The organism is Nonomuraea recticatena (assembly GCF_039533245.1).
Lineage (GTDB): Bacteria > Actinomycetota > Actinomycetes > Streptosporangiales > Streptosporangiaceae > Nonomuraea > Nonomuraea roseola.
Genome location: NZ_BAAATE010000007.1, coordinates 66,646 through 86,159 on the forward strand (window position 1 = coordinate 66,646; position 19,514 = coordinate 86,159).

Sequence of the window (19,514 nt, forward strand, 5' to 3'; positions counted from 1 at the left end):
TACGATCGCCTTCCGATGGCCTTAAGGCCTGCGTGCCTCGTTCAGTGCGCGCACGGCGGGCAGCACGCCGTACAGGTCGTCGATGATCACGTCCGCCGCGGCGGCCTCGGGCCTGTCGGCGTGCAGGTGGCCCCACGGGCCCCTGCGCAGCAGCGCGGTGCGCATCCCCGCGCGCGCGGCGGGCAGCACGTCGTTGTCGAACCTGTCGCCGACGTAGAGGATCTCACCCGGCTCCCTGCCCGCCACCGCGGCGACCTTGGCGAAGAACTCGGGGGCCGGCTTGGCCACGCCCCAGCCGTCGGAGGTGTGGATGGAGTCGGCCGGCAGGTCCATGGCCACCAGCGCGTCGTAGGCCCTGGTGGGCTGGTTGCCCGCGATGACCACCTGGACACCCGCCTGCCTGAGGCCGTCCAGCGCCTCGCGCACGTCGGGGTAGAGGTCGTCGGCGTCGAAGTGGTTGCGCAGGCTCTCGGGCTCGTCGCGCTCCCATGCCGCGATCTCGGCCTCGAGGTCGAAACCGGGCCGCAGGATCTGGAAGCTGTCGCGGTGGGAGCGGTCGAGCGCGGCCATCCCGCCGAGCACGCCCATGAACGTCAGCCGGGTCACGCCCAGCCTGTCGGCCCAGCGCGACCAGATGCGCGTCTCGTCGATCAACGTCTCGCCGACGTCGAACACCACTGCCCTGACCACCATCGATCCTCCCTGATCCGCCCCAACTCTACGGTCTCGCCGTCGCGGGCGGCCGAGGGGGCGGTCAGCGCGGCGATCGCGGGGATCGGGAAGAGCAGCAGGTAGAGGTTGGGGATCCACCAGGCGAGCGAGAAGTCACCGCGAAGGGTCCAGAACGCGATCGCCATCAGCCCCGAGGCCATGGACAGCACCAGCGAGACCAGCATGAGACCGGCCCCGCGCGCGCCGCCCGTCCTCAGCAGCCACAGGCTCGTCAGGCCCGTGGCGCTGGCCAGGAGGTCGATCCAGAGGAAGGACCAGTTCCAGTCGGCCATGAGCGGGTTGCCGTAGTCGGCGAAGGCCCACTCCGGCGGGATCAGCCCCAGTCCCGTGACCGAGAAGTAGACGACGAACCCGAGGTCCGTCACGAGCATGAGGGCCTTAGTCGCGCGCAGCACGGTCGATCGCCTCCATGAGGTAGCGGCGGGTGCTCTCGTGCAGTCCGGGTGCGGGCTCGCCGAGGCCGAGCAGCCTGACGGCCCACCATCCGTCGACCGCCAGCCGTACGGCGGTCGCGGCGGCGGGGTCGATGCCGTCGTCGACCAGCCGCGCCTGCCAGGCGGCGAACCGCCCGCGCAGCGGTTCGAGGCCCGCCGGATCGACCAGCACGCCCGCCAGCAGCGCCGCCGTCACCCTGTCGGCGGGCGCGGCGGTGTGGTCCTCGGGGATCGTCGCCGCGACGTAGGCGCGCAGGAAGTCCCCCGGCTCGCTGCCCGCGCCGGCCAGGGCGGCGTCGAAGGCGGAGGTGAGCCTGTCGACCATGGCGGCCACCATGGCCTGCTTGGTCGGGAAGTGGTAGAAGAGGCCGCCCTTGGACACCCCCGCGCGCTTGGCCACGGCCTCCAGCGTCAGCGATTCTGCTCCGTCGGTGAGCAGCACCTCGGCGGCCGCGTCGAGCAGCCGCTCTCTCGAACTGGGTCTGGGCACGCCTCGAAACTATACCGGCCAGCCGGTGCACTTTATGAGGAGATCTTGCCAGGGACATCCCGATCATCGACATTGCGCTTGTAGCCCCCTGCATCGGAGGACCCGCGTGCCACAGTTACGAGCCGCCCTCGTCGCGTTAGCCCTCGTGGCGACGACCGCCCCACCAGCCCATGCCGCCACCCTCACGATCGCCGGCGACCGCTCGCAGCCGGTCTTCTCCTACGCCGACGCCATCCGCGAGCACGTCTACGTGGAGGCGCCGATCGACAGTGACGCCGACGGCCGCCTCGACAGGGTCAGGGTGGACATCATCCGCCCGAGGACCGCCGACCGGATCCCCGTGATCATCGACGAGAGCCCCTACTACGACAACTCGGGCAGAGGCAACGAGAGCGAACGCAAGGTCTACGACGCCGAGGGCAACCTGGCGAAGTTCCCGCTGTTCTACGACAACTTCTTCGTCCCGAGGGGCTACGCGGTACTCAACGTCGACATGCTCGGCACCACCAGGTCCGACGGCTGCCCGGCCACGGGCGGTCAGGCCGACGTCGTCGGCGGCAAGGCGGTCATCGACTGGCTGAACGGCAGGGCCCCCGCCTACCGCGCCGACGGCACGCCCGCCCACGCCACCTGGACCACGGGCAAGGCCGCCATGATCGGCAAGTCGTACGACGGCACGCTGGCCAACGCCGTGGCCGCCACCGGGGTCGAGGGGCTGGAGACGATCGTCCCGATCTCGGCGATCAGCTCGTGGTACCGCTACCAGCGCTCGGGCGGCGTCGTCTACTCCTACGACTACGCCTCATGGCTGGCCAACGTGGTCGACACCGACCCCGACGCCAAGTGCGCGGCCGTGCGGGCGGACATGGACGCGCGCGACGGCGACGACACGGGCGACTACAACCCGTTCTGGGCCGAGCGCGACTACGAGAAGGACGTCGCGAACGTGAAGGCCAGCGTCTTCGTGGTCCACACGGTCAACGACCTCAACGTCAAGCCCGACAACTTCTCCGCCTGGTGGAAGGCGCTGGGCAGCAGGGGCGTGCCGCGCAAGATCTGGGTCGGCCAGTACCAGCACGTGGACCCCTTCGACTTCGAGGGCCGCCGCGGCCTGTGGGTGGACACGCTGCACCAGTGGTTCGACCACTGGCTGCTCGGGGTCGACAACGGGATCATGAGTAAGCCCCGCGCCGACGTGCAGGTCGGCCCCGCGCAGTGGATCACCCAGCGAGACTGGCCCGCGCGCGGGGCGATGAGGGTGCCGCTGCGGCCCTCCGCCGACGGCTCACTCGGCCTGCTGCCGGCCCGCAGAGGCGCGACGGCGGCCTTCACCGACGTACGGATGCCCGAGACCGAGATGGTCGCCGACGTCGGCACCGCCAAGCCGGGCAGGCTCGCCTTCACCACCGGCGCGCTCCCCCTCGACCTGCGCCTGTCCGGCACGCCGGTGGTCGACCTGCGCCTCGCGCTGGACCGGCCGACCGCGAACCTGACCGCGCTGCTCGTCGACTTCGGCGACGACACCCGCGTCGACTGGCGGCGCGGCCAGGGCATCACCACGCTCGCCGAGGAGGACTGCCACGGCGAGTCGACCGCGGCCGACGACGGCTGCTACCGCAAGGTCGCCACGAACCTGGCCACCCGCCCGCTGGAGATCGTCGCCCGCGGCTGGCTCGACGTGCAGAACCGCGACTCGCTGTCCTCGCCCAGCCCGCTGACGCCCGGCGCCTTCGCCCAGGTCGAGTGGGAGACCCTGCCGCACGACTACGTCTTCAAGAAGGGTCACAGGCTCGCCCTGGTGATCGCGGGCACCGACTCCACCTACAGCGGCGAGCGCGCCACCGGCGCGGCCGTCACGGTCGATCTGGCCAGGAGCAAGGTGACCGTGCCCTTCGCGCTCAGCGCGCCGCTGGCGGAGGTGCCCACCGGCCCCTCCACGTGGCGCGGCCCTCAGGAGGTGGAGCTGCCGACGCCGGAGCACGCCTTCCACTAGCGAACTAGTCCCACCAGAACGACCAGCAGAACTGTCCCCTGATCTGTTCGGCGTAGCCGTACAGGTCGCCCGCGCCCTGGACGACGTTGTCGGGACAGAACGCCCAGTGCTCGGCCGCGACGTGGATCGCGTGCTCGGGGCTGACCGGCGGCGCGGCCACACTCAGCTCCAGCGTGTTGAACCCCAGCGCGACCACGCGTGCGCCGAAGCGCTCCTCCCAGCTGCGCACGACCGCGGCCAGCGGCACCATCCACTCGTTGTGGTGCAGCGCGCCCTGCCAGCCCATCACCGCCAGCGCGTCGGCGCCCCTGCGCGCGGCCGCCAGTCCGAGCGGCATGCCGCGCTCGCCCAGCACGCCCGCGTACCAGTCGGCGACCGACCCGGGATCGGCCCGCAGCTCCCCAGGATCGGCCAGGCCGGGGCACAGCGGCCCGAACGGCTCGATCTCGGCCAGCGACTCCACCGGCACCTGCGCGACCCAGTCTCGCCACACCTCGCTCATGAACCCGGCGGCGGTGAAGGTGTCGATGAGATCGGGCGAGTCGGGCGCGACCTGCGCGGACGACCACGGCTGCGCCGACTCGTCCAGCAGCACGGGCCACAGACCCGAACGCGGATGCTCGGCCCGCATCGCCGCCCACAGCCCGTCTCGCGCGGGCTCGTCGCTCATCCAGAAGGCCGGGCGCCTGGCGGGCTGCTCCGGCCACACGACGTCGCCCGCGGGCAGCTCGAAGGAGAGCGACCGCCCGCGGCCGCCGTCCTCGAACAGCCGGCAAAGACTCGCCGGTAGCTGGTGAGTGTTCATGTCTCGGAAGATGGTAGTCCCCCGGGACTTTTGTCCTGAGGGACACGGGATCGATGAATCTTCTGCGCAGGTCGCGGCTGCGCGAGCCTCGAGTCATGAGGATTCTGCTCGCTCTCGCGTTCCTGCTGACGGGGTGCGCCGCCGTCGACGACCCCGCGGTGGTGGAGACCGCCTCGGGCCCCGTCAGGGGCACCGTCACCGGCGCCCACCGCCTCTTCCAGGGCATCCCGTACGCCACCGCGGCCCGCTGGGAGTCGCCCCACCCGGCGAAGGCGTGGAAGGACGTGCGGGACGCCACCAAGCCCGGCGCGATGTGCCCCCAGGTCGGCTCCGACTACGCCAAGATCACCAGCTCCACGGAGGACTGCCTGTTCCTCAACGTCACGACGCCCCGCGAGCCCGGCGGCGGGCGACCCGTCATGGTGTGGATCCACGGCGACGGCGCGCTGGGCGCGGGCCACCTCACCGACGCCCGCAGGATCGCCGCGAAGGGCGTGGTCGTGGTGACGATCAACTACCGCCTCGGCGTCTTCAGCGGGTTCGGCTTCCCCGGGCTCGCGGACTCGGGCACCTACGGCCTCCAGGACCAGCAGGAGGCGCTGCGCTGGGTGCGCCGCAACGCCGCGGCCTTCGGCGGCGACCCGGGCAACGTCACGGCGTTCGGCGTCTCCTTCGGCGCGCTGGCCATCGGCGGCCATCTCACCTCGCCCGGCGCGAAGGGCCTGTTCCAGCGCGCCATCATGCAGAGCGGCGAGACCATGATGGACATGCCCGCGGGCGCCATGATCCCCGGCCTGCCGGCGCAGCCGTCCTTCGCATGGCGCTCCCGTGCCGACGCCGAGGCCGTCGGCGCGCACTACGCGGCCCAGCTCGGCTGCTCCGACCTGGCGTGCCTGAGAAGGCTGCCGGTGAAGAGGATCCTCGCCGTGCCGCAGATCATGAACGCCTTCCAGGTCTACGCCTACGGCAACAGGGTCCTGCCCGAGATCCCCTCCAGGGCGGTCGAGGAGGGCCGCTTCCACCGGATGCCGGTGCTGGCGGGGGCGACCAAGGACGAGCACCGCATCTTCGTCGGGCTGGCGGGCGGGAAGGTCGACTATCCGGAACTGGCCGAGGCGGCCTTCCCCGGCAAGGACGTGCTGAAGGAGTACCCACCCGGCGACGACCCCGCGCTCGCGTGGGCCCAGGTGATCACCGACAGGATGTGGGCGCGCGGCACCCACGCCCAGAACACGGCGCTGGCCAGGCACGTGCCCGTCTACGGCTACGAGTTCGCCGACAGGGACGCGCCGATGTTCCTCGACATCGGCGGCGACGGCTTCGACTGGGGCGCCTACCACGCCGCCGAGCTGGCCTACCTGTTCGAGGAGGGGCGGGCGAAGCTGGAGCCGGCGCAGCGGCGCCTGGCCGACCAGATGGTGGGGTACTGGACCGCCTTCGCCCGCAAGGGCGACCCGAACGGGGCGGGCCTTCCCGCGTGGCCCACGCTGAAGGGGGGCACGCAGTCGCTCGCGCCGGGCAGGATCGAGCAGATCGACTACGCGGCCGAGCACAACCTGGCGTACTGGAGGTGACGATGAGACCCGGTCCCTCGGCGTTCTACGTCTGGATCGCCGTGGCCTGGTTCCCCGCCTACGACCTGCTCAGGCAGCCGTCGTGGGTGGGGGCGCTCGGTCTGGCGGTCTTCGCGGCCGCTTACCTGGCCGCGATCCGGATGGCGTTCGGCGAGGGGCCGGCGTGGGTGCCGCTGGTGGTGCTGGCGGCGGTGACCTTCGCGCTCGGCATGGCCTACGGCGGCAAGTGGCTCTACCTCTGCCCGCTGGTGTCGATGGCGTGCGGCGTGGTGGTGCGGGAGCGGGCGGCGCCGTACGCGCTGGGGGGCGTGACGGTGGTCTCGATGCTGGTGACGCTGCGGTCCGGCGGCGGAGAGGACGCGGTGGCCGCGGTGGCCTGGGGAACCTTCGTCGCAGGGGTCGTCGTGCACGTCACGCTGAGGCTGTTCGAGACCAGGGAGGAGCTGGCCAGGGCGGCCGTGCTGAGGGAGCGCGAGCGCTTCTCCCGCGACCTGCACGACCTGCTCGGGCACACGCTGTCGCTGGTGGTGGTCAAGGCCGAGGCGGTGCGCAGGCTCGCCCCCCGCGACGCCGACGCCGCCGCGCGGCAGGCGGGCGACATCGAGCAGATCGGGCGCAGGGCGCTGGCGGAGGTCCGCTCGGCCGTGGCGGGCTATCGGGGGCGGGGCCTGGCCGACGAGCTGGCCGCCGCCCGCCTGGCCCTGGAGGAGGCGGGGGTGCGGGCGGAGGTCATGCTGGAGGAGGTACGGCTCTCGCCCGACGCGGACGCGCTGCTGGGCTGGGTCGTCAGGGAAGGGGTGACGAACGTGATCAGGCACGCGCGGGCGACCGGTTGCGCCATCACACTCAGGGACGAGGGGGAGCTCGTGCTGCTCGAGATCGCCAACGACGGCGCGGCCCAGGCCTTCACGAGGGGGAACGGGCTGAAGGGCCTGGCCGAGCGGGGCGCGGCCGTCGAGGCGCGCGCCGAGGACGGCAGGTTCGTGCTCACGGTGGCGGTGCCGAAGTGATCAGGGTGCTCATCGCCGAGGACCAGGGCATGATGCGCGACGCGCTGGCGCTGCTGCTCGGCCTGGAGGACGACATCGAGGTGGTGGCGCAGGTGGCCGACGGCTCGGCGATCGTCGCCGCCGCCGAGCGGGTGGGCCCCGACGTGGCGCTGCTCGACATCGAGCTGCCTGGCCGCAGCGGGCTCGACGCCGCCGCCGACCTGCGCGGCAAGGGCATCGTGGTGCTGATCCTCACCACCTTCGGCAGGCCCGGCTACCTGCGCAGGGCCATGGAGGCGGGCGCGGCCGGGTTCCTGGTGAAGGACGCGCCCGTCGAGGAGCTGGCCGCGGCGATCAGGCGCGCCGTGGCGGGCGAGCGGATCGTGGACCCCGCGCTGGCCGCCGCCGCGCTCAACGCGGGCCCGAGCCCGCTGACCGACAGGGAGCGCGACGTGCTGGCCGCCGCGATCGACGGCTCCACCATCGCCGACCTGGCCACCAGGCTGCACCTGTCGGAGAGCACGGTGCGCAACCACCTGTCGTCGGCCATCGGCAAGACGCACACCAGGAACCGGATCGAGGCCGCTCGCATGGCGCGGCACAATGGGTGGTTGTGACCTCCTACGACGCGGTTCTCAGCGACCTCGACGGCGTGCTGCGCCAGTTCGACCACGTGGCCCAGGCCGACATCGAGGCCCGCTACGGCCTGCCCCTGATGAAGACCGCCTTCGCGCCCGAGCGCATCCTGCCGGCCACGCTCGGGCAGATCACCGAGGCGCAGTGGGTCGAGTCCGTCGCGCTCGCGCTCGGCGGCGACGAGCGGGCCCGCCAGGCCGTCGCCGAGTTCGCCGAGGTCTCCTTCTGGGTCGACGAGGAGGTCAGGGCGCTGCTGGCCAAGGCGCAGGAGCGGGTTCCTCTCGTCCTGCTGACCAACGCCATGGACACGCTCGAGGAGCACCTCGACCGTCTCGGCCTGACCTACTTCGCCGACGCCGTGGTCAGCAGCGCGCGGGTCGGCCTGGCCAAGCCCGACCCGCGCATCTACGAGCTGGCCGCGCAGGTGGCCGGCGTCACCCCCTCGCGCTGCCTGTTCGTCGACGACCGGCTGGAGAACGTCGAGGCCGCCAGGGCGCTCGGCATGATCGGGGTCCACTTCACCGAGGCGGGTGACCTGGCGAGGGCGCTCAGCCTCTAGCCATGTCGAAGAAGCGCTTCTCCAGCTCGACCGCCCTGTGGAAGACGCTCAGCACCTCCTGGCGGTGGTCCTCGTCCAGGCCGGGCCCGAGCCTGTCGAGCTCGCCGCGCAGGAAGTCGACCCACTGTCTGAACTCGGGGCCCTCGTGCAGCTCGATCCACTCGCGGTGGACGAAGTTGTCGGGGTAGGGCTGGGTGGCGCGCGAGGCCCAGCCGAGGTAGGTCCACTCGGCCACGCACAGGACCGCCACGATCAGCACGTAGTCCTGGCTGGTCCTGGCCTCGTCCATCAGCGTGCGGAAGTCCTCGGTGACCGGCTCGAGGACCGTCGTGCCCGTGCCCGCTCCGAGGGCGTCGAGCGCGCGGTGGAAGTAGGTCTTCTCCTCCGTCGTGGCCACCTGCCCGAGGAAGCGGCCGTACGGCACCCGCGCCTCGAAGCTGTCGGCGCAGGCCACCGCGGCGCCGAGCAGCGCGGTGAAGGTGTCGACGAACTGGTAGTCCTGGCTCAGGTAGCGCCGCATGTCGTCGTCGGGCACCGTGCCCTTGGTGATCGCCTCCGCGAACGGGTGGGTGACCACCTCGGTCCAGGTGGGTTCGCACCGGGCGCGCAGCCACTCGCTGAAGTTTCCCTCGCTCACGCCCGCACCTTACCCACATCTCGGGTTCCTGAGCGTCCTGGGTGTCCGGTACGGCCCGCGCCTGCCGTACCGGACGGTCCCGTGGCGTTTCCTCAGTAGCCGTAGCCCGAGCTCGGGCTGGCGGCGGGCGCGGGCGCGCCCGTGGAGGGCGCCTTCGTCGAGGGAGTGGTCGAGGGGGCCGGCTGGCGGGCGCGATCGCCTGTGGGGCGCAGCAGGCCGAGCAGGCCGTGCTGGGCCCCGTCGATGCCCGCGGCGAACCACAGGGCGTTCTCGCCGCCGTTGGCCGCGGTGCCTGGCTCCAGGTCCCACAGGCCGGGAAGCACGATCGCCCGCCCGCCCGCGTCGCGCAGCGGGCCGAGGTGACGGCCGTTCCTGAAGGCGTGGATGCGGCCGTCGCCGAAGTTGCCGACCAGTGTCGCCCCCGCGTACTGCCCGAAGCCCCGCGGCGCGACGGTCACCGCCCACGGCGCGTTGAGCGGCCCGCGGGCGGCGAGCCGTCCGGTGAAGCGGCCTGAGGCGTCGAAACGGCTGACGAACCCCTTCCCCCTGCCCGCCACCGACTTGCCCGTGGACGCGTCGCGCAGGGCGTACGACACCCAGACCGCACCGCGGGCGACCGAGACGTTGAACGGCGCGTAGCCCGAGGGCATGGAGGGGTCGGCGAACTGGCGGCGGTCCAGCCGTACCCGCCTGAAGTCGTCGTCGAAGACGTGCACGCGCCCGCCCGCGAAGTCGGCGGCCAGCAGGAACGCGCCCTCCTCCGTCCGCATCATGGCCAGGCCCTTGTAGTCGGCGCCCCTGGTGAAGGCGGCGATGACGGCGTTCTTGGCGTCGGCCTCGGCGTTCCACCCGCTGATGGCGCCGCTGGGGCTGGCGAAGACGAACGTGGCGGGCCTGCCCTTGACGGTGAAGCCCTCGGTCGGGTTGAAGACCTGGCCGGTGGGCGCTCCTCCCGGCACGACGACCTCGGTGGCCTCCTTCCTGCCCTCGCCCGAGTAGACGGTGGCGACGCCGGTGCCCGTGGCCGAGACCCACAGGGTCTTGCCCATGGCCAGGCCCCACGGGTTGACCAGCTTCGGATCGGTGGTGCGCGCCTTGCCTTTGACGTCGGAGACCAGGTTGACGACGTCGAACCTGGTCTGGTGACGCGCGGCCGCGGCGGGGGCCGTGGCGCCGAGGATGAGCGCCGCTGCGCAGAGTATGACGATGCGTGGCCGCATCCTGCCTCCTTGGTATGTGCGCTTGTGAAGCGAGGTACGCGGCCGGGCGGCGTCGGGTTCATCCCGACTTTTCCAGGGCAGGTCTGGGGGCATGGACGTTCTCGGCATCGACATCGGCGGTTCCGGCATCAAGGGCGCACCCGTCGATCTGGAGAAGGGCCGGCTGTCGGCCGAGCGGCTGCGCATCCCCACTCCGCAGCCCGCCAAGCCCGACGGCGTCGCCGAGGTGGTGGCGCAGATCGTCAAGCACTTCGAGTGGAAGGGCCCCTTCGGCGTCACCTTCCCCGGCGTGGTCGTCGACGACGTCGTGCGCACCGCCGCCAACGTGCACCACTCATGGGTGGGCGTCGACGCGGCCCAGCTGTTCGGCGGGGCGACGGTGCTCAACGACGCCGACGCCGCGGGCCTGGCCGAGATGAGGTACGGCGAGGGCAGGGGCCGCAAGGGCACCGTGCTCATGCTGACCTTCGGCACCGGCATCGGCAGCGCCCTGTTCGTGGACGGCATTCTGGTGCCCAACACCGAGCTCGGCCACCTGGAGCTGCACGGCAAGGACGCCGAGCACCGCGCCTCCGACCGGGCGCGCGAGGATCACGACCTGTCGTGGGACAAGTGGGCCGAGCGCGTCGAGGAGTACCTGAGGCACGTGGAGATGCTCTTCTCCCCCGCCCTGATCGTGCTGGGCGGCGGGGTGAGCAAGAAGGCCGACAAGTTCCTGCCGCACGTGAAACTCGACACCCCGGTCGTTCCCGCCGCGCTGCAGAACGAGGCGGGCATCATCGGCGCCGCCCTGGCTACTCGCGAGGGGTCGCAGGCGCTGCCCACCTGAACGACCCGGTGCCGTCGGGCGGCCTGCCCCGAAGGCCGCCCCTGGCGTGAGGCGCCGCTGACCGTACGGCGGCGCGGGCGGAAATTGAGATGCGGGTTCGGGAATGAGTCGGGCACGATGGGCCGTTGGTCCGCATGCATATCCTGATAGCAGTATGGGAACGCCTTCCTTGACCTCCTCGCTCACCGAGCTCCACTCACGCCTGCCCGAACTGATGCCGCGCGACCAGCGGCGGCTTCGGCGCAGGCTCGACGGCGCGCGCCGAGTACGCTCCCGCGAGGCGCAGCAGAAGATCGCCGCCGAGATCCTCGCCGACGTGGAACGCGCCGAGCAGCGCGTGACCCGCCGCCGCGAGGTGGTCCCCGTCGTGAGGTATCCGGAGAACCTGCCGGTCTCGCAGCGCAAGGACGACATCCTCGAGGCGATCCGCGACAACCAGGTCGTGATCATCGCGGGCGAGACCGGCTCGGGCAAGACCACCCAGATCCCGAAGATCTGCCTGGAGCTGGGCAGGGGCGTGCGCGGCGTCATCGGCCACACCCAGCCGCGCAGGATCGCCGCGCGCACGGTGGCCGAGCGCATCGCCGAGGAGCTCGACACCACGCTCGGCGACGTCGTCGGCTACAAGGTGCGCTTCACCGACAAGGCCAACGACTCCACGCTGGTCAAGCTGATGACCGACGGCATCCTGCTGGCCGAGCTGCAGAACGACAGGCTGCTGGAGCAGTACGACACGCTGATCATCGACGAGGCGCACGAGCGCAGCCTCAACATCGACTTCATCCTCGGCTACGTCAAGCAGCTGCTGCCCAGGCGTCCCGACCTCAAGGTCGTCATCACCAGCGCCACCATCGACCCCGAGCGCTTCTCGCGCCACTTCGACGACGCGCCGATCATCGAGGTGTCGGGGCGCACCTACCCCGTGGAGGTGCGCTACCGGCCGCTGGGCGAGGACGACGACCAGACGCAGGGCATCGTCGACGCCTGCAAGGAGCTCGTGCTGGAGGGCCAGGGCGACATCCTGGTGTTCCTGTCGGGCGAGCGGGAGATCCGCGACACCTTCGACGCGCTGACCAAGGCCGAGTTCCGCAACACCGAGGTCCTTCCGCTGTACGCGCGGCTGTCGGCGGCCGAGCAGCACAGGGTCTTCCAGTCGCACACCGGCCGCAGGATCGTGCTGGCCACCAACGTGGCCGAGACCTCGCTGACCGTGCCCGGCATCAAGTACGTCGTGGACCCCGGCTTCGCGCGCATCTCGCGCTACAGCCACCGCACCAAGGTGCAGCGCCTGCCGATCGAGGCGATCTCGCAGGCCTCGGCCAACCAGCGCAAGGGCCGCTGCGGCCGTACCTCCGACGGTATCTGCGTCCGCCTGTACGAGGAGGAGGACTTCCTCGCCAGGCCGGAGTTCACCGATCCCGAGATCCTGCGCACGAACCTGGCCAGCGTCATCCTGCAGATGACCACGATCGGCCTGGGCGACATCGCGGCCTTCCCCTTCGTGGAGCCGCCGGACCAGCGGCAGGTGCGCGACGGCGTCAACCTGCTGCAGGAACTCGGCGCCTTCGACGCCGCAGGCGGCATCACCGCCATGGGGCGCAAGCTGGCCAACCTGCCCGTCGACCCCCGCCTGGCGCGCATGGTGCTGGAGGCGGAGAAGAACGGCTGCGTGCGCGAGGTGATGGTGATCGCCTCCGCGCTGTCCATCCAGGACCCTCGCGAGCGCCCCTCCGACAAGCAGCAGCAGGCCGACGAGAAGCACCGCCGCTTCGCCGACCCCGAGTCCGACTTCCTGTCCTACCTCAATCTGTGGAACTACCTGAAGGACAAGCAGAAGGAGCTGTCCTCCAGCGCCTTCAGGCGGATGTGCCGCTCGGAGTTCCTCAACTACCTGCGGGTGCGCGAGTGGCAGGACATCTACAGCCAGCTGCGCCAGGCGCTCGGCGCCGTGCCGAACAGCCAGGCCGCCTCGCCGTACCAGATCCATGTCTCGCTGCTGGCCGGGCTGCTGTCGCACCTGGGCGTCAAGGACGTCGTCGACAAGAAGGCCGTCGACGGGCGCAGGCCCATCCAGGAGTACATCGGGGCGCGCAACGCGCGCTTCGCGATCTTCCCCGGCTCGGCTCTGGCCAGGAAGCAGCCCGCGTGGGTGATGTCGGCCGAGCTGGTGGAGACCAGCAGGCTGTGGGCGCGGGTCAACGCCAGGATCGAGCCCGACTGGGTGGAGCCGCTGGCCCAGCACCTGATCAAGCGCACCTACTCCGAGCCGCACTGGGAGAAGAAGCAGGGCGCGGTCGTCGCCATGGAGAAGGTCACGCTGTACGGCGTGCCGCTCGTCGTCGGCCGCAAGGTCGGCTACGGCAGGATCGACCCCGAGCTGTCGCGCGAGCTGTTCATCAGGCACGCCCTCGTCGAGGGCGACTGGGACAGCCACCACGCCTTCCTGAAGGAGAACCGCAGGCTGCTCGGCGAGGTCGAGGAGCTGGAGAACCGCGCCCGCCGCCGCGACATCATGGTCGACGACGAGGCGCTGTTCGACTTCTACGACCAGCGGGTGCCGGCCGACGTGGTCTCGGCGGCGCACTTCGACTCCTGGTGGAAGAGGCAGCCCGACAAGGCGCTGCTGACGTTCTCGCCCGAGATGCTGGTCAACGAGGGTGCCGACGTCAGCACCCGCGACTATCCCGACACCTGGCGCCAGCTCGGCCAGCGGATGAAGCTGACCTACCAGTTCGAGCCCGGCACCGAGGCCGACGGCGTCACCGTGCACATCCCGCTGCAGGTGCTCAACCAGGTCAACGCCGACGGCTTCGACTGGCAGATCCCCGGCCTGCGCGAGGAGCTGGTCACCGCCCTGATCAGGTCGCTGCCCAAGAACATCAGGCGCAACTTCGTGCCCGCGCCCAACTACGCCAAGCAGGTGCTCCAGCACGTCAAGGCGGGCGGCGAGCCGCTGCTCGAGGCGCTGGAGCGCGAGCTGCTGCGGCTGACGGGCGTGCGGGTGCCGCGCGAGGCGTGGCAGCTCGACCAGCTGCCCGACCACCTGCGCGTCACCTACCGGGTGATCGACGAGCGCAAGCGGACGGTCGCCGAGGACAAGGACCTCGACGCGCTCAAGAGACGTCTGGCTCCCAAGCTGCGCCAGACGCTCTCGCAGGCGGGCGACGGCCTGGAGCGCACCGGCCTCACCACGTGGAGCGTGGGCACCCTGCCCAAGGTGTTCGAGCAGGGCCGGATGAAGGGCTACCCCGCCCTGGTCGACGCGGGCTCCTCGGTCTCGGTGAAGATCTTCGAGACGCAGGCCGAGCAGCGCAGGTCCATGTGGCTCGGCACCAGGCGGCTGCTGCTGCTCAACGTCACCTCGCCCGCCAAGTCGCTGCTCGGCGGCCTGTCCAACCAGGCGAAGCTGGCTCTGTCGCGCTCGCCTCACGGCGGCGCGGTGGCGCTGTTCGAGGACGTGGTCAACGCCGCGGTCGACAAGCTGATGCGTGACGTCGGCGGCCCCGCGTGGGACCCTGTCTCCTTCGACCGCCTCTACCAGCACGTCCGCGCCGAGCTGTACGACACCGCCAGGGAGATCCTGGCGAAGGTCGAGCAGATCCTGGCCGCCTGGCACGAGGTCAACCTCAAGCTCGGCGCGCTGCGCTCCGACGCCTCGACCGAGGACGTCAGGGACCAGATGGGCAAGCTGATCTTCCCCGGCTTCATCACCGCCACCGAGGCGAGCCGCCTGCCTGACATCTCCCGCTACATCAGGGCGATCGACCGGCGTCTCGCCAAGCTCCCCGAGGAGCCTTGGCGCGACGTGGAGTGGATGGACAAGGTGCACAAGGTCGAGGACGACTACCTCGACGTGCTCGACAAGCTCCCTCCCGCCCGCCGCGGCGACCCCGACGTGCGGGAGATCCGCTGGATGATCGAGGAGCTGCGGGTCAGCTTCTTCGCCCAGACCCTCGGCACCCCGACCCCGATCTCGGAGAAGCGCATCACCAAGGCTCTGGAGAAGCTCCTCCCCTGAGGCCTACCATGTCCCCTCATGGATCAGTTGGAGCGCATTCGCGGGTCTCTGCTCGGCGGCGCGATCGGCGACGCCCTCGGCGCGCCGATCGAGTTCGACTCGATCAGGGAGATCCGCGAGCACCACGGCCCCGACGGCGTCACCGGCTACGTGCCCGACTGGCGGGGCGGGATCGGCCTGGTCACCGACGACACGCAGATGACGCTGTTCACGATCGAGGGCCTGGTCGGCGGCGGTGACGTGGAGTCGGTACGGCAGGCCTACCTGCGCTGGCTCGACACCCAGGACCACTCCGCTCCCCCGCCGCCCGACCGGCCGTGGCGTACGGGATCGCTGCGCGAGCAGGGGTGGCTCTACTCCAGGCGGGCGCCGGGCAACGCCTGTCTGTCGGGGCTGCGCCAGCCCTTCCCCGGCCCTGCCCCGATGGGCGAGCCAGGCCCGGTCAACCCCGGTTCCAAGGGCTGCGGCACGGTCATGAGGTCGGCGCCCTTCGGGCTGGTGGCCGAGCCCGTGGCCGCGTTCAGGCTGGCCGCGGAGTGCGCGCAGATCACCCATGGGCATCCGACCGGATACCTGGCCGCGGGGGCGTTCGCGGCGATCACGGCCTGCCTGGTGGAGGGAGCGCCGCTGGCCGAGGCCGTGCGGCGCGCTCTCGACCTGCTGCCTGGCGGCGACGAGACCAGCATCGCGCTGCTGGCGGCCTCGCGGGCCCCTGACGAACGCACCCCTGAGGCGGTCGAACGGCTGGGCGGGGCGTGGGTGGCGGAGGAGGCCCTGGCCATCGCCGTCCACTGCGCGCTGGCCGAGCCGGATCCAGCCAGGGCGCTGCTGCTTTCCGTCAACCACTCGGGCGACAGCGACTCCACGGGCGCGATCTGCGGCAACCTGCTCGGCGCCGTTCACGGCACGGCCGCGCTGCCCGCCGAGTGGCTGCGGCCGCTCGAAGGGCGCGAGACGATCGAGGAGCTCAGCCTTTCACTGAGCCGCGCAGCACACCCGAGATGACCCAGCGCTGGGCGAAGACGTAGACGATCAGTACGGGCGCCAGAGCCATCAGGTAGGAGGCGAACGCGACGGTGTAGTCGGTGTTGAACTGCGACTGGAAGACGTACTGCACCAGCGGCAGCGTCTGCGCCTCCGACAGCACCACCAGCGGCAGCAGGAAGTCGTTCCACGCCCACAGGAAGGTGAGGATGCCGACCGTGGCGTTCATCGGGGCGAGCAGCGGGAAGATCACCCGCCAGAACACCGTCCAGGTGCCCGCGCCGTCCACGCGCGCCGCCTCCTCCAGCGACACGGGGATCGAGCGGATGTAGCCGACGTAGAGGAAGATGTTGAACGCCAGGCCGTAGACGACGTACAGCAGGATGAGCCCCGCCTGGTTGTCCAGGCCCAGCATCGAGGTCTGCTTGACCACCGGCAGCATGATGATCGGGAACGGCACGAACAGCGCGGAGACGAAGTAGTAGTACAGCCCCTTGAACAGGCGGCGCTCCATGTTGCGGGCGATGGCGTAGGCGACGAGCGAGTTGGTCAGCAGCGTGAGCAGCACGGCGGAGACCGTGATGAGGGCGCTGGTCAGCGCGGCGCGCGGATAGCCGGTCAGCTCCCAGGCGGTGGCGAAGTTGCTCCAGCGGATCTCGCTCGGTAAGGCGAGACCCGAGCCCGTCAGCTGGTCGGGCGACTTGAGCGCGGTGACGACGGTGAAGTAGAGCGGGACCAGCACGGTCAGCGAGCAGGCGGCCAGCAGTCCGGTGAGCCACCAGTTGACGCGGGTCACAGCTGTTCCCTCCGTTGCAGGATCCTGAGCTGGAAGATCGAGACCAGCACGATGACGACGAAGTAGACGATGGCGTTGGCGGTCTGGTAGGCGTACTCCCCGCCCTGGAATCCGCCGGTGTAGATGAGCAGCGACACCGAGGTGGTCGCGGTGCCGGGGCCGCCGTTGGTGAGGGCCACGATGTGGTCGAAGACCTGAAGGAAGTTCTTCAGCGACAGCACCATGTTGACGGTGAAGAACGGCGCGATCAGCGGGAAGACCACCGAACGGAAGCGCCGCCACGAGCCCGCCCCGTCGATCCGCGCGGCCTCGTGCAGATCCTCGGGGATGGTCTGCAGCCCGGCCAGATAGATGATGATGTTGAAGGCCACGGCCTGCCACACCGCGACGACCACGACGCCGATCCACGCCAGCTCGCCGAGCAGCACGGGCACGTAGTTGGAGAACAGGTAGTTGAAGATGTAGCCGACGATCAGGATGGCCAGCACGTTCGGGATGAAGAAGATGCCGCGCAGCGCGGTCCTGAACCTGATGCGCGCGCTCAGCCCCACGGCGATCGCCAGGGCGATCACGTTGGTGAGGATCGTCGCGACGACGGCGAACTGGAAGGTGAACAGGTAGGCGTCGAGGATCCGGTCGTCCTTGAAGAGGTTGACGTAGTTGCGCAGGCCGACGAAGGCGTGCTCGCCGTAGCCCGGGGAGTCGGTGAGGCTGTAGTAGACGCCCTGCAGCACCGGCACGGTGTGGAAGACGAAGAAGAGCACGAAGGCGGGCAGCACCATCCAGTAGAAGGCCCTGCTCATGACCTGCGCTCCATGACCTTGTCCCACTCGCTGTCGAGCTCGGTGAGGAAGGCGCGCGAGTTCCCGTCGATGAGGAAGCGCTGCAGCAGCCGCTCCAGCTGGACGGCCAGCGGGATGTGGTGGTCGGGGAAGCCGGCCAGGCGGCCCCGCTCGAAGTAGGGCAGCACCTCCCGAAGGACCGGCGAGCCGGCCTGTCTCAGCGGAGGGATGGCCACCTGTTCCTCGGCGTAGGCCTTCATCACCTCGGGCCGCATCAGGTACTCCACGAACGCCATCGCCTCCTTCGGATGCCGCGGCTCGCGCGCCATCGTCACCGCGACGTCCACCCCCGACACCAGCCGCTGATCCTGTACGGCGGGCAGCGCGAACGTGCCGAGCTCGAAGGCGGGCTCCAGGCCCTTGATGGCCGGGATCGCCCAGCTGCCCTGCAGGTACATCGCGGCCCTGCCATCGGCGAAGGCTCGATTGCCCTCGTCGTAGCCGCGTGAGAGGCGGTCGGGCTGGCCGTGGGAGTAGAGCTCCTTGAGCTTCTCCGTCACCTGCGGGTAGGCGCTCAGGAAGGTGGCCCTGCCCGCCCTGCGCCTGGCGAAGAAGTCGGCGGGCGCGAGGTTGGCGGCCAGGGCGTTGAAGGTGGGCAGCGCGGTCCAGGCGTCCTTCAGGGTGAGGTAGAACGGCGTCACCCCCGCCGCCCTGAACGTCCTGGCGGCCGCGATGAGCTCCGCCCAGCTGCGGGGCGGCTCGACGCGGTGCCTGGCGAAGAGGTCCTTGTTGTAGATCACGACGTTGGCGTTGGAGGCGAAGGGCAGCCCGTTCACCTCTCCGCGCCCGAAGGTGCCCAGGTCGTTGAGGATCTTCTGCACCGGCGGGTTGACCACCTGGGCGACCCTGTCGCGGCTGAAGTCGTGGAAGACGCCCGCCGCGGCCAGCTCGCCGAAGACGCCTGCCCCGTTGAGCGTCAGCACGTCGGGCACGTCCTGCCTGACCAGGCGGGTCCTGAGGGCGGTCTCGGCGTTGGGCACATGGCGCTGGACCACCCTGACGCCTGGGTGCTCGCGCTCGAAGTCCTCGATGATGCGGTCGAAGGTCTTGACGGCCTCGGGCTTGAACTGGAAGAAGTCCAGCGTGACGGCGGACCCTGGATCCTGGCCGCACGAGGTCGCGAACAGGGCGGCGGCCACCAGAAGGGCGATGCTGCGGGCCATGACGACTCCTTGGGGGGTGGGCCTGCCACTGCCCAGCGCGCACGGGTTCTATCCAGCCGGCCGCGCTTTCACGGCCGCGGCCCGCACGTCGGGAGGCCGCCCTGACGGCCTCCCGTCGCGTGGCACCCTCAGAGGTCGCGCTCCTGCTGGTCCAGGATGGCCAGGGCGACCGACACCGCGGTGCTCGCGTCGCCCGCCTCGATCGCCGCCAGCAACTCGTCGTGCGAGGTGTCCGAGCCGAGCACCACCCGCTCCATGCAGTGGTCCTTGCGCACGCTGTCCCGCAGCACCTCGCTCATGCTGCGGTAGAGGTCGCCGAGCACGGGATTGTGCGCCGCCTCCGCCACCAGCAGATGGAAGTCCACGTCGGCGTCGGCGAAGGCGTCCACGTCCACCGACCGCCCCGCCGAGACCCTCCGCTCGAGCGCCTCCCTCATCCGTTCGAGGTCCTCGGGGGTGCGCTTGGTCGCGGCCAGGCGCGCCGCCACGAGGTCGAGTCCGCGCCGCACGTCGATGATGTCCATGGCCGCCGCCCTGTCGAGCCGACGCCGCAGCGCCACCTGCGACTCGTCGCTGGCGGTCACGTAGGTGCCGTCACCCTGCCTGGTCGTCAGCAGCCCCGCGTGCACGAGCACCCGTACGGCCTCGCGCACCGACAGCCTGCTCACGCCCAGCGAAGCGGCCAGCTGGCTCTCTGACGGGATCTTGCTTCCCACCGGCCACGCCCCGCTCACGATCTCCTGGCGCAGCTCGCCGATCGCGGCGTCGACGAGCGAGATCCGGCCCACGTTCCGCATTCATCCTCTTCTCTAA

The 19,514-nt window shown here is 70.7% G+C and carries 18 protein-coding genes; 8 read left to right on the plus strand and 10 right to left on the minus strand.

The window, feature by feature from the left end:
• Positions 1 to 21: 21 nt before the first annotated feature.
• The 3 genes from ABFX50_RS16165 to ABFX50_RS16175 are packed head-to-tail and all read right to left on the minus strand — an operon-like array spanning position 22 to position 1,656.
• The gene (locus tag ABFX50_RS16165) at positions 22 to 693 is read right to left on the minus strand and encodes an HAD family hydrolase (protein ID WP_346147200.1); all 672 of its coding nucleotides are present in this window, start codon (positions 691 to 693) and stop codon (positions 22 to 24) included.
• On the minus strand, positions 651 to 1,127 hold the full coding sequence (locus ABFX50_RS16170) for a DUF5360 family protein (RefSeq protein WP_346147201.1): 477 nt from the start codon (positions 1,125 to 1,127) through the stop codon (positions 651 to 653). Before ABFX50_RS16170 ends, ABFX50_RS16165 begins: the two co-directional genes overlap by 43 nt.
• Positions 1,111 to 1,656 (minus strand): TetR/AcrR family transcriptional regulator, encoded by a 546-nt coding sequence (locus ABFX50_RS16175; RefSeq protein ID WP_346147203.1) that lies wholly within the window; start codon positions 1,654 to 1,656, stop codon positions 1,111 to 1,113. The genes ABFX50_RS16170 and ABFX50_RS16175 overlap by 17 nt, the downstream gene beginning before the upstream one ends.
• A gap of 106 nt (positions 1,657 to 1,762) precedes the next feature.
• On the opposite strand from ABFX50_RS16175, the gene ABFX50_RS16180 reads away from it, so the two are divergent.
• Positions 1,763 to 3,649: a Xaa-Pro dipeptidyl-peptidase gene (locus ABFX50_RS16180; protein WP_346147204.1), complete on the plus strand. Its 1,887-nt coding sequence runs from the start codon at positions 1,763 to 1,765 to the stop codon at positions 3,647 to 3,649.
• Between the two features lie 4 nt (positions 3,650 to 3,653).
• Here ABFX50_RS16180 and ABFX50_RS16185 read toward each other — a convergent pair whose 3' ends face one another.
• Positions 3,654 to 4,454 carry a DUF4253 domain-containing protein gene (locus ABFX50_RS16185; protein WP_346147206.1) on the minus strand — a complete coding sequence of 267 codons (801 nt, stop codon included), beginning with the start codon at positions 4,452 to 4,454 and terminating at the stop codon, positions 3,654 to 3,656.
• 95 nt (positions 4,455 to 4,549) lie between these two features.
• Between ABFX50_RS16185 and ABFX50_RS16190 the strand changes: the two genes are divergently transcribed.
• The 4 genes from ABFX50_RS16190 to ABFX50_RS16205 are packed head-to-tail and all read left to right on the plus strand — an operon-like array spanning position 4,550 to position 8,212.
• Complete coding sequence (locus ABFX50_RS16190) at positions 4,550 to 6,028, plus strand: carboxylesterase/lipase family protein (protein ID WP_346147208.1); 1,479 nt, start codon at positions 4,550 to 4,552, stop codon at positions 6,026 to 6,028.
• Positions 6,029 to 6,030: 2 nt separating this feature from the next.
• Entirely contained in the window at positions 6,031 to 7,038 is a 1,008-nt protein-coding gene (locus tag ABFX50_RS16195; protein ID WP_346147210.1) for a sensor histidine kinase, read from the plus strand.
• Positions 7,035 to 7,634 carry a response regulator transcription factor gene (locus tag ABFX50_RS16200; protein WP_183646651.1) on the plus strand — a complete coding sequence of 200 codons (600 nt, stop codon included), beginning with the start codon at positions 7,035 to 7,037 and terminating at the stop codon, positions 7,632 to 7,634. Before ABFX50_RS16195 ends, ABFX50_RS16200 begins: the two co-directional genes overlap by 4 nt.
• Entirely contained in the window at positions 7,631 to 8,212 is a 582-nt protein-coding gene (locus ABFX50_RS16205) for an HAD family hydrolase (protein ID WP_346147212.1), read from the plus strand. Before ABFX50_RS16200 ends, ABFX50_RS16205 begins: the two co-directional genes overlap by 4 nt.
• Here ABFX50_RS16205 and ABFX50_RS16210 read toward each other — a convergent pair.
• Both ABFX50_RS16210 and ABFX50_RS16215 read right to left on the minus strand, forming a co-directional pair.
• A complete protein-coding gene (locus ABFX50_RS16210; RefSeq protein WP_346147214.1) occupies positions 8,202 to 8,849 on the minus strand; it encodes a TenA family protein in 648 nt (215 codons plus the stop codon). The two genes, ABFX50_RS16205 and ABFX50_RS16210, sit on opposite strands and share 11 nt — an antisense overlap.
• Positions 8,850 to 8,941: 92 nt before the next feature.
• On the minus strand, positions 8,942 to 10,069 hold the full coding sequence (locus ABFX50_RS16215) for a TIGR03118 family protein (RefSeq protein WP_346147216.1): 1,128 nt from the start codon (positions 10,067 to 10,069) through the stop codon (positions 8,942 to 8,944).
• Positions 10,070 to 10,160: 91 nt separating this feature from the next.
• On the opposite strand from ABFX50_RS16215, the gene ppgK reads away from it, so the two are divergent.
• The 3 genes from ppgK to ABFX50_RS16230 all read left to right on the plus strand — a co-directional run bounded on the left by ppgK (position 10,161) and on the right by ABFX50_RS16230 (position 15,921).
• A complete protein-coding gene (gene ppgK / locus ABFX50_RS16220; protein ID WP_346147218.1) occupies positions 10,161 to 10,898 on the plus strand; it encodes a polyphosphate--glucose phosphotransferase in 738 nt (245 codons plus the stop codon).
• Between the two features lie 154 nt (positions 10,899 to 11,052).
• Entirely contained in the window at positions 11,053 to 14,916 is a 3,864-nt protein-coding gene (gene hrpA, locus ABFX50_RS16225; RefSeq protein ID WP_346147220.1) for an ATP-dependent RNA helicase HrpA, read from the plus strand.
• 18 nt (positions 14,917 to 14,934) lie between these two features.
• A complete protein-coding gene (locus ABFX50_RS16230; protein WP_346147221.1) occupies positions 14,935 to 15,921 on the plus strand; it encodes an ADP-ribosylglycohydrolase family protein in 987 nt (328 codons plus the stop codon).
• Here the strand turns inward: ABFX50_RS16230 and ABFX50_RS16235 are convergent.
• The 4 genes from ABFX50_RS16235 to ABFX50_RS16250 all read right to left on the minus strand — a co-directional run bounded on the left by ABFX50_RS16235 (position 15,884) and on the right by ABFX50_RS16250 (position 19,498).
• Positions 15,884 to 16,696, minus strand: a complete 813-nt coding sequence (locus ABFX50_RS16235) for a carbohydrate ABC transporter permease (RefSeq protein WP_312895513.1) — start codon at positions 16,694 to 16,696, stop codon at positions 15,884 to 15,886. The two genes, ABFX50_RS16230 and ABFX50_RS16235, sit on opposite strands and share 38 nt — an antisense overlap.
• Positions 16,693 to 17,499, minus strand: coding sequence for a carbohydrate ABC transporter permease (locus tag ABFX50_RS16240; RefSeq protein ID WP_183646674.1), 807 nt, complete (start codon positions 17,497 to 17,499; stop codon positions 16,693 to 16,695). Before ABFX50_RS16240 ends, ABFX50_RS16235 begins: the two co-directional genes overlap by 4 nt.
• Positions 17,496 to 18,701 carry an ABC transporter substrate-binding protein gene (locus tag ABFX50_RS16245; protein WP_346147223.1) on the minus strand — a complete coding sequence of 402 codons (1,206 nt, stop codon included), beginning with the start codon at positions 18,699 to 18,701 and terminating at the stop codon, positions 17,496 to 17,498. Before ABFX50_RS16245 ends, ABFX50_RS16240 begins: the two co-directional genes overlap by 4 nt.
• Before the next feature lie 128 nt (positions 18,702 to 18,829).
• Positions 18,830 to 19,498: a FadR/GntR family transcriptional regulator gene (locus ABFX50_RS16250; RefSeq protein WP_183646680.1), complete on the minus strand. Its 669-nt coding sequence runs from the start codon at positions 19,496 to 19,498 to the stop codon at positions 18,830 to 18,832.
• Positions 19,499 to 19,514: the final 16 nt, after the last annotated feature.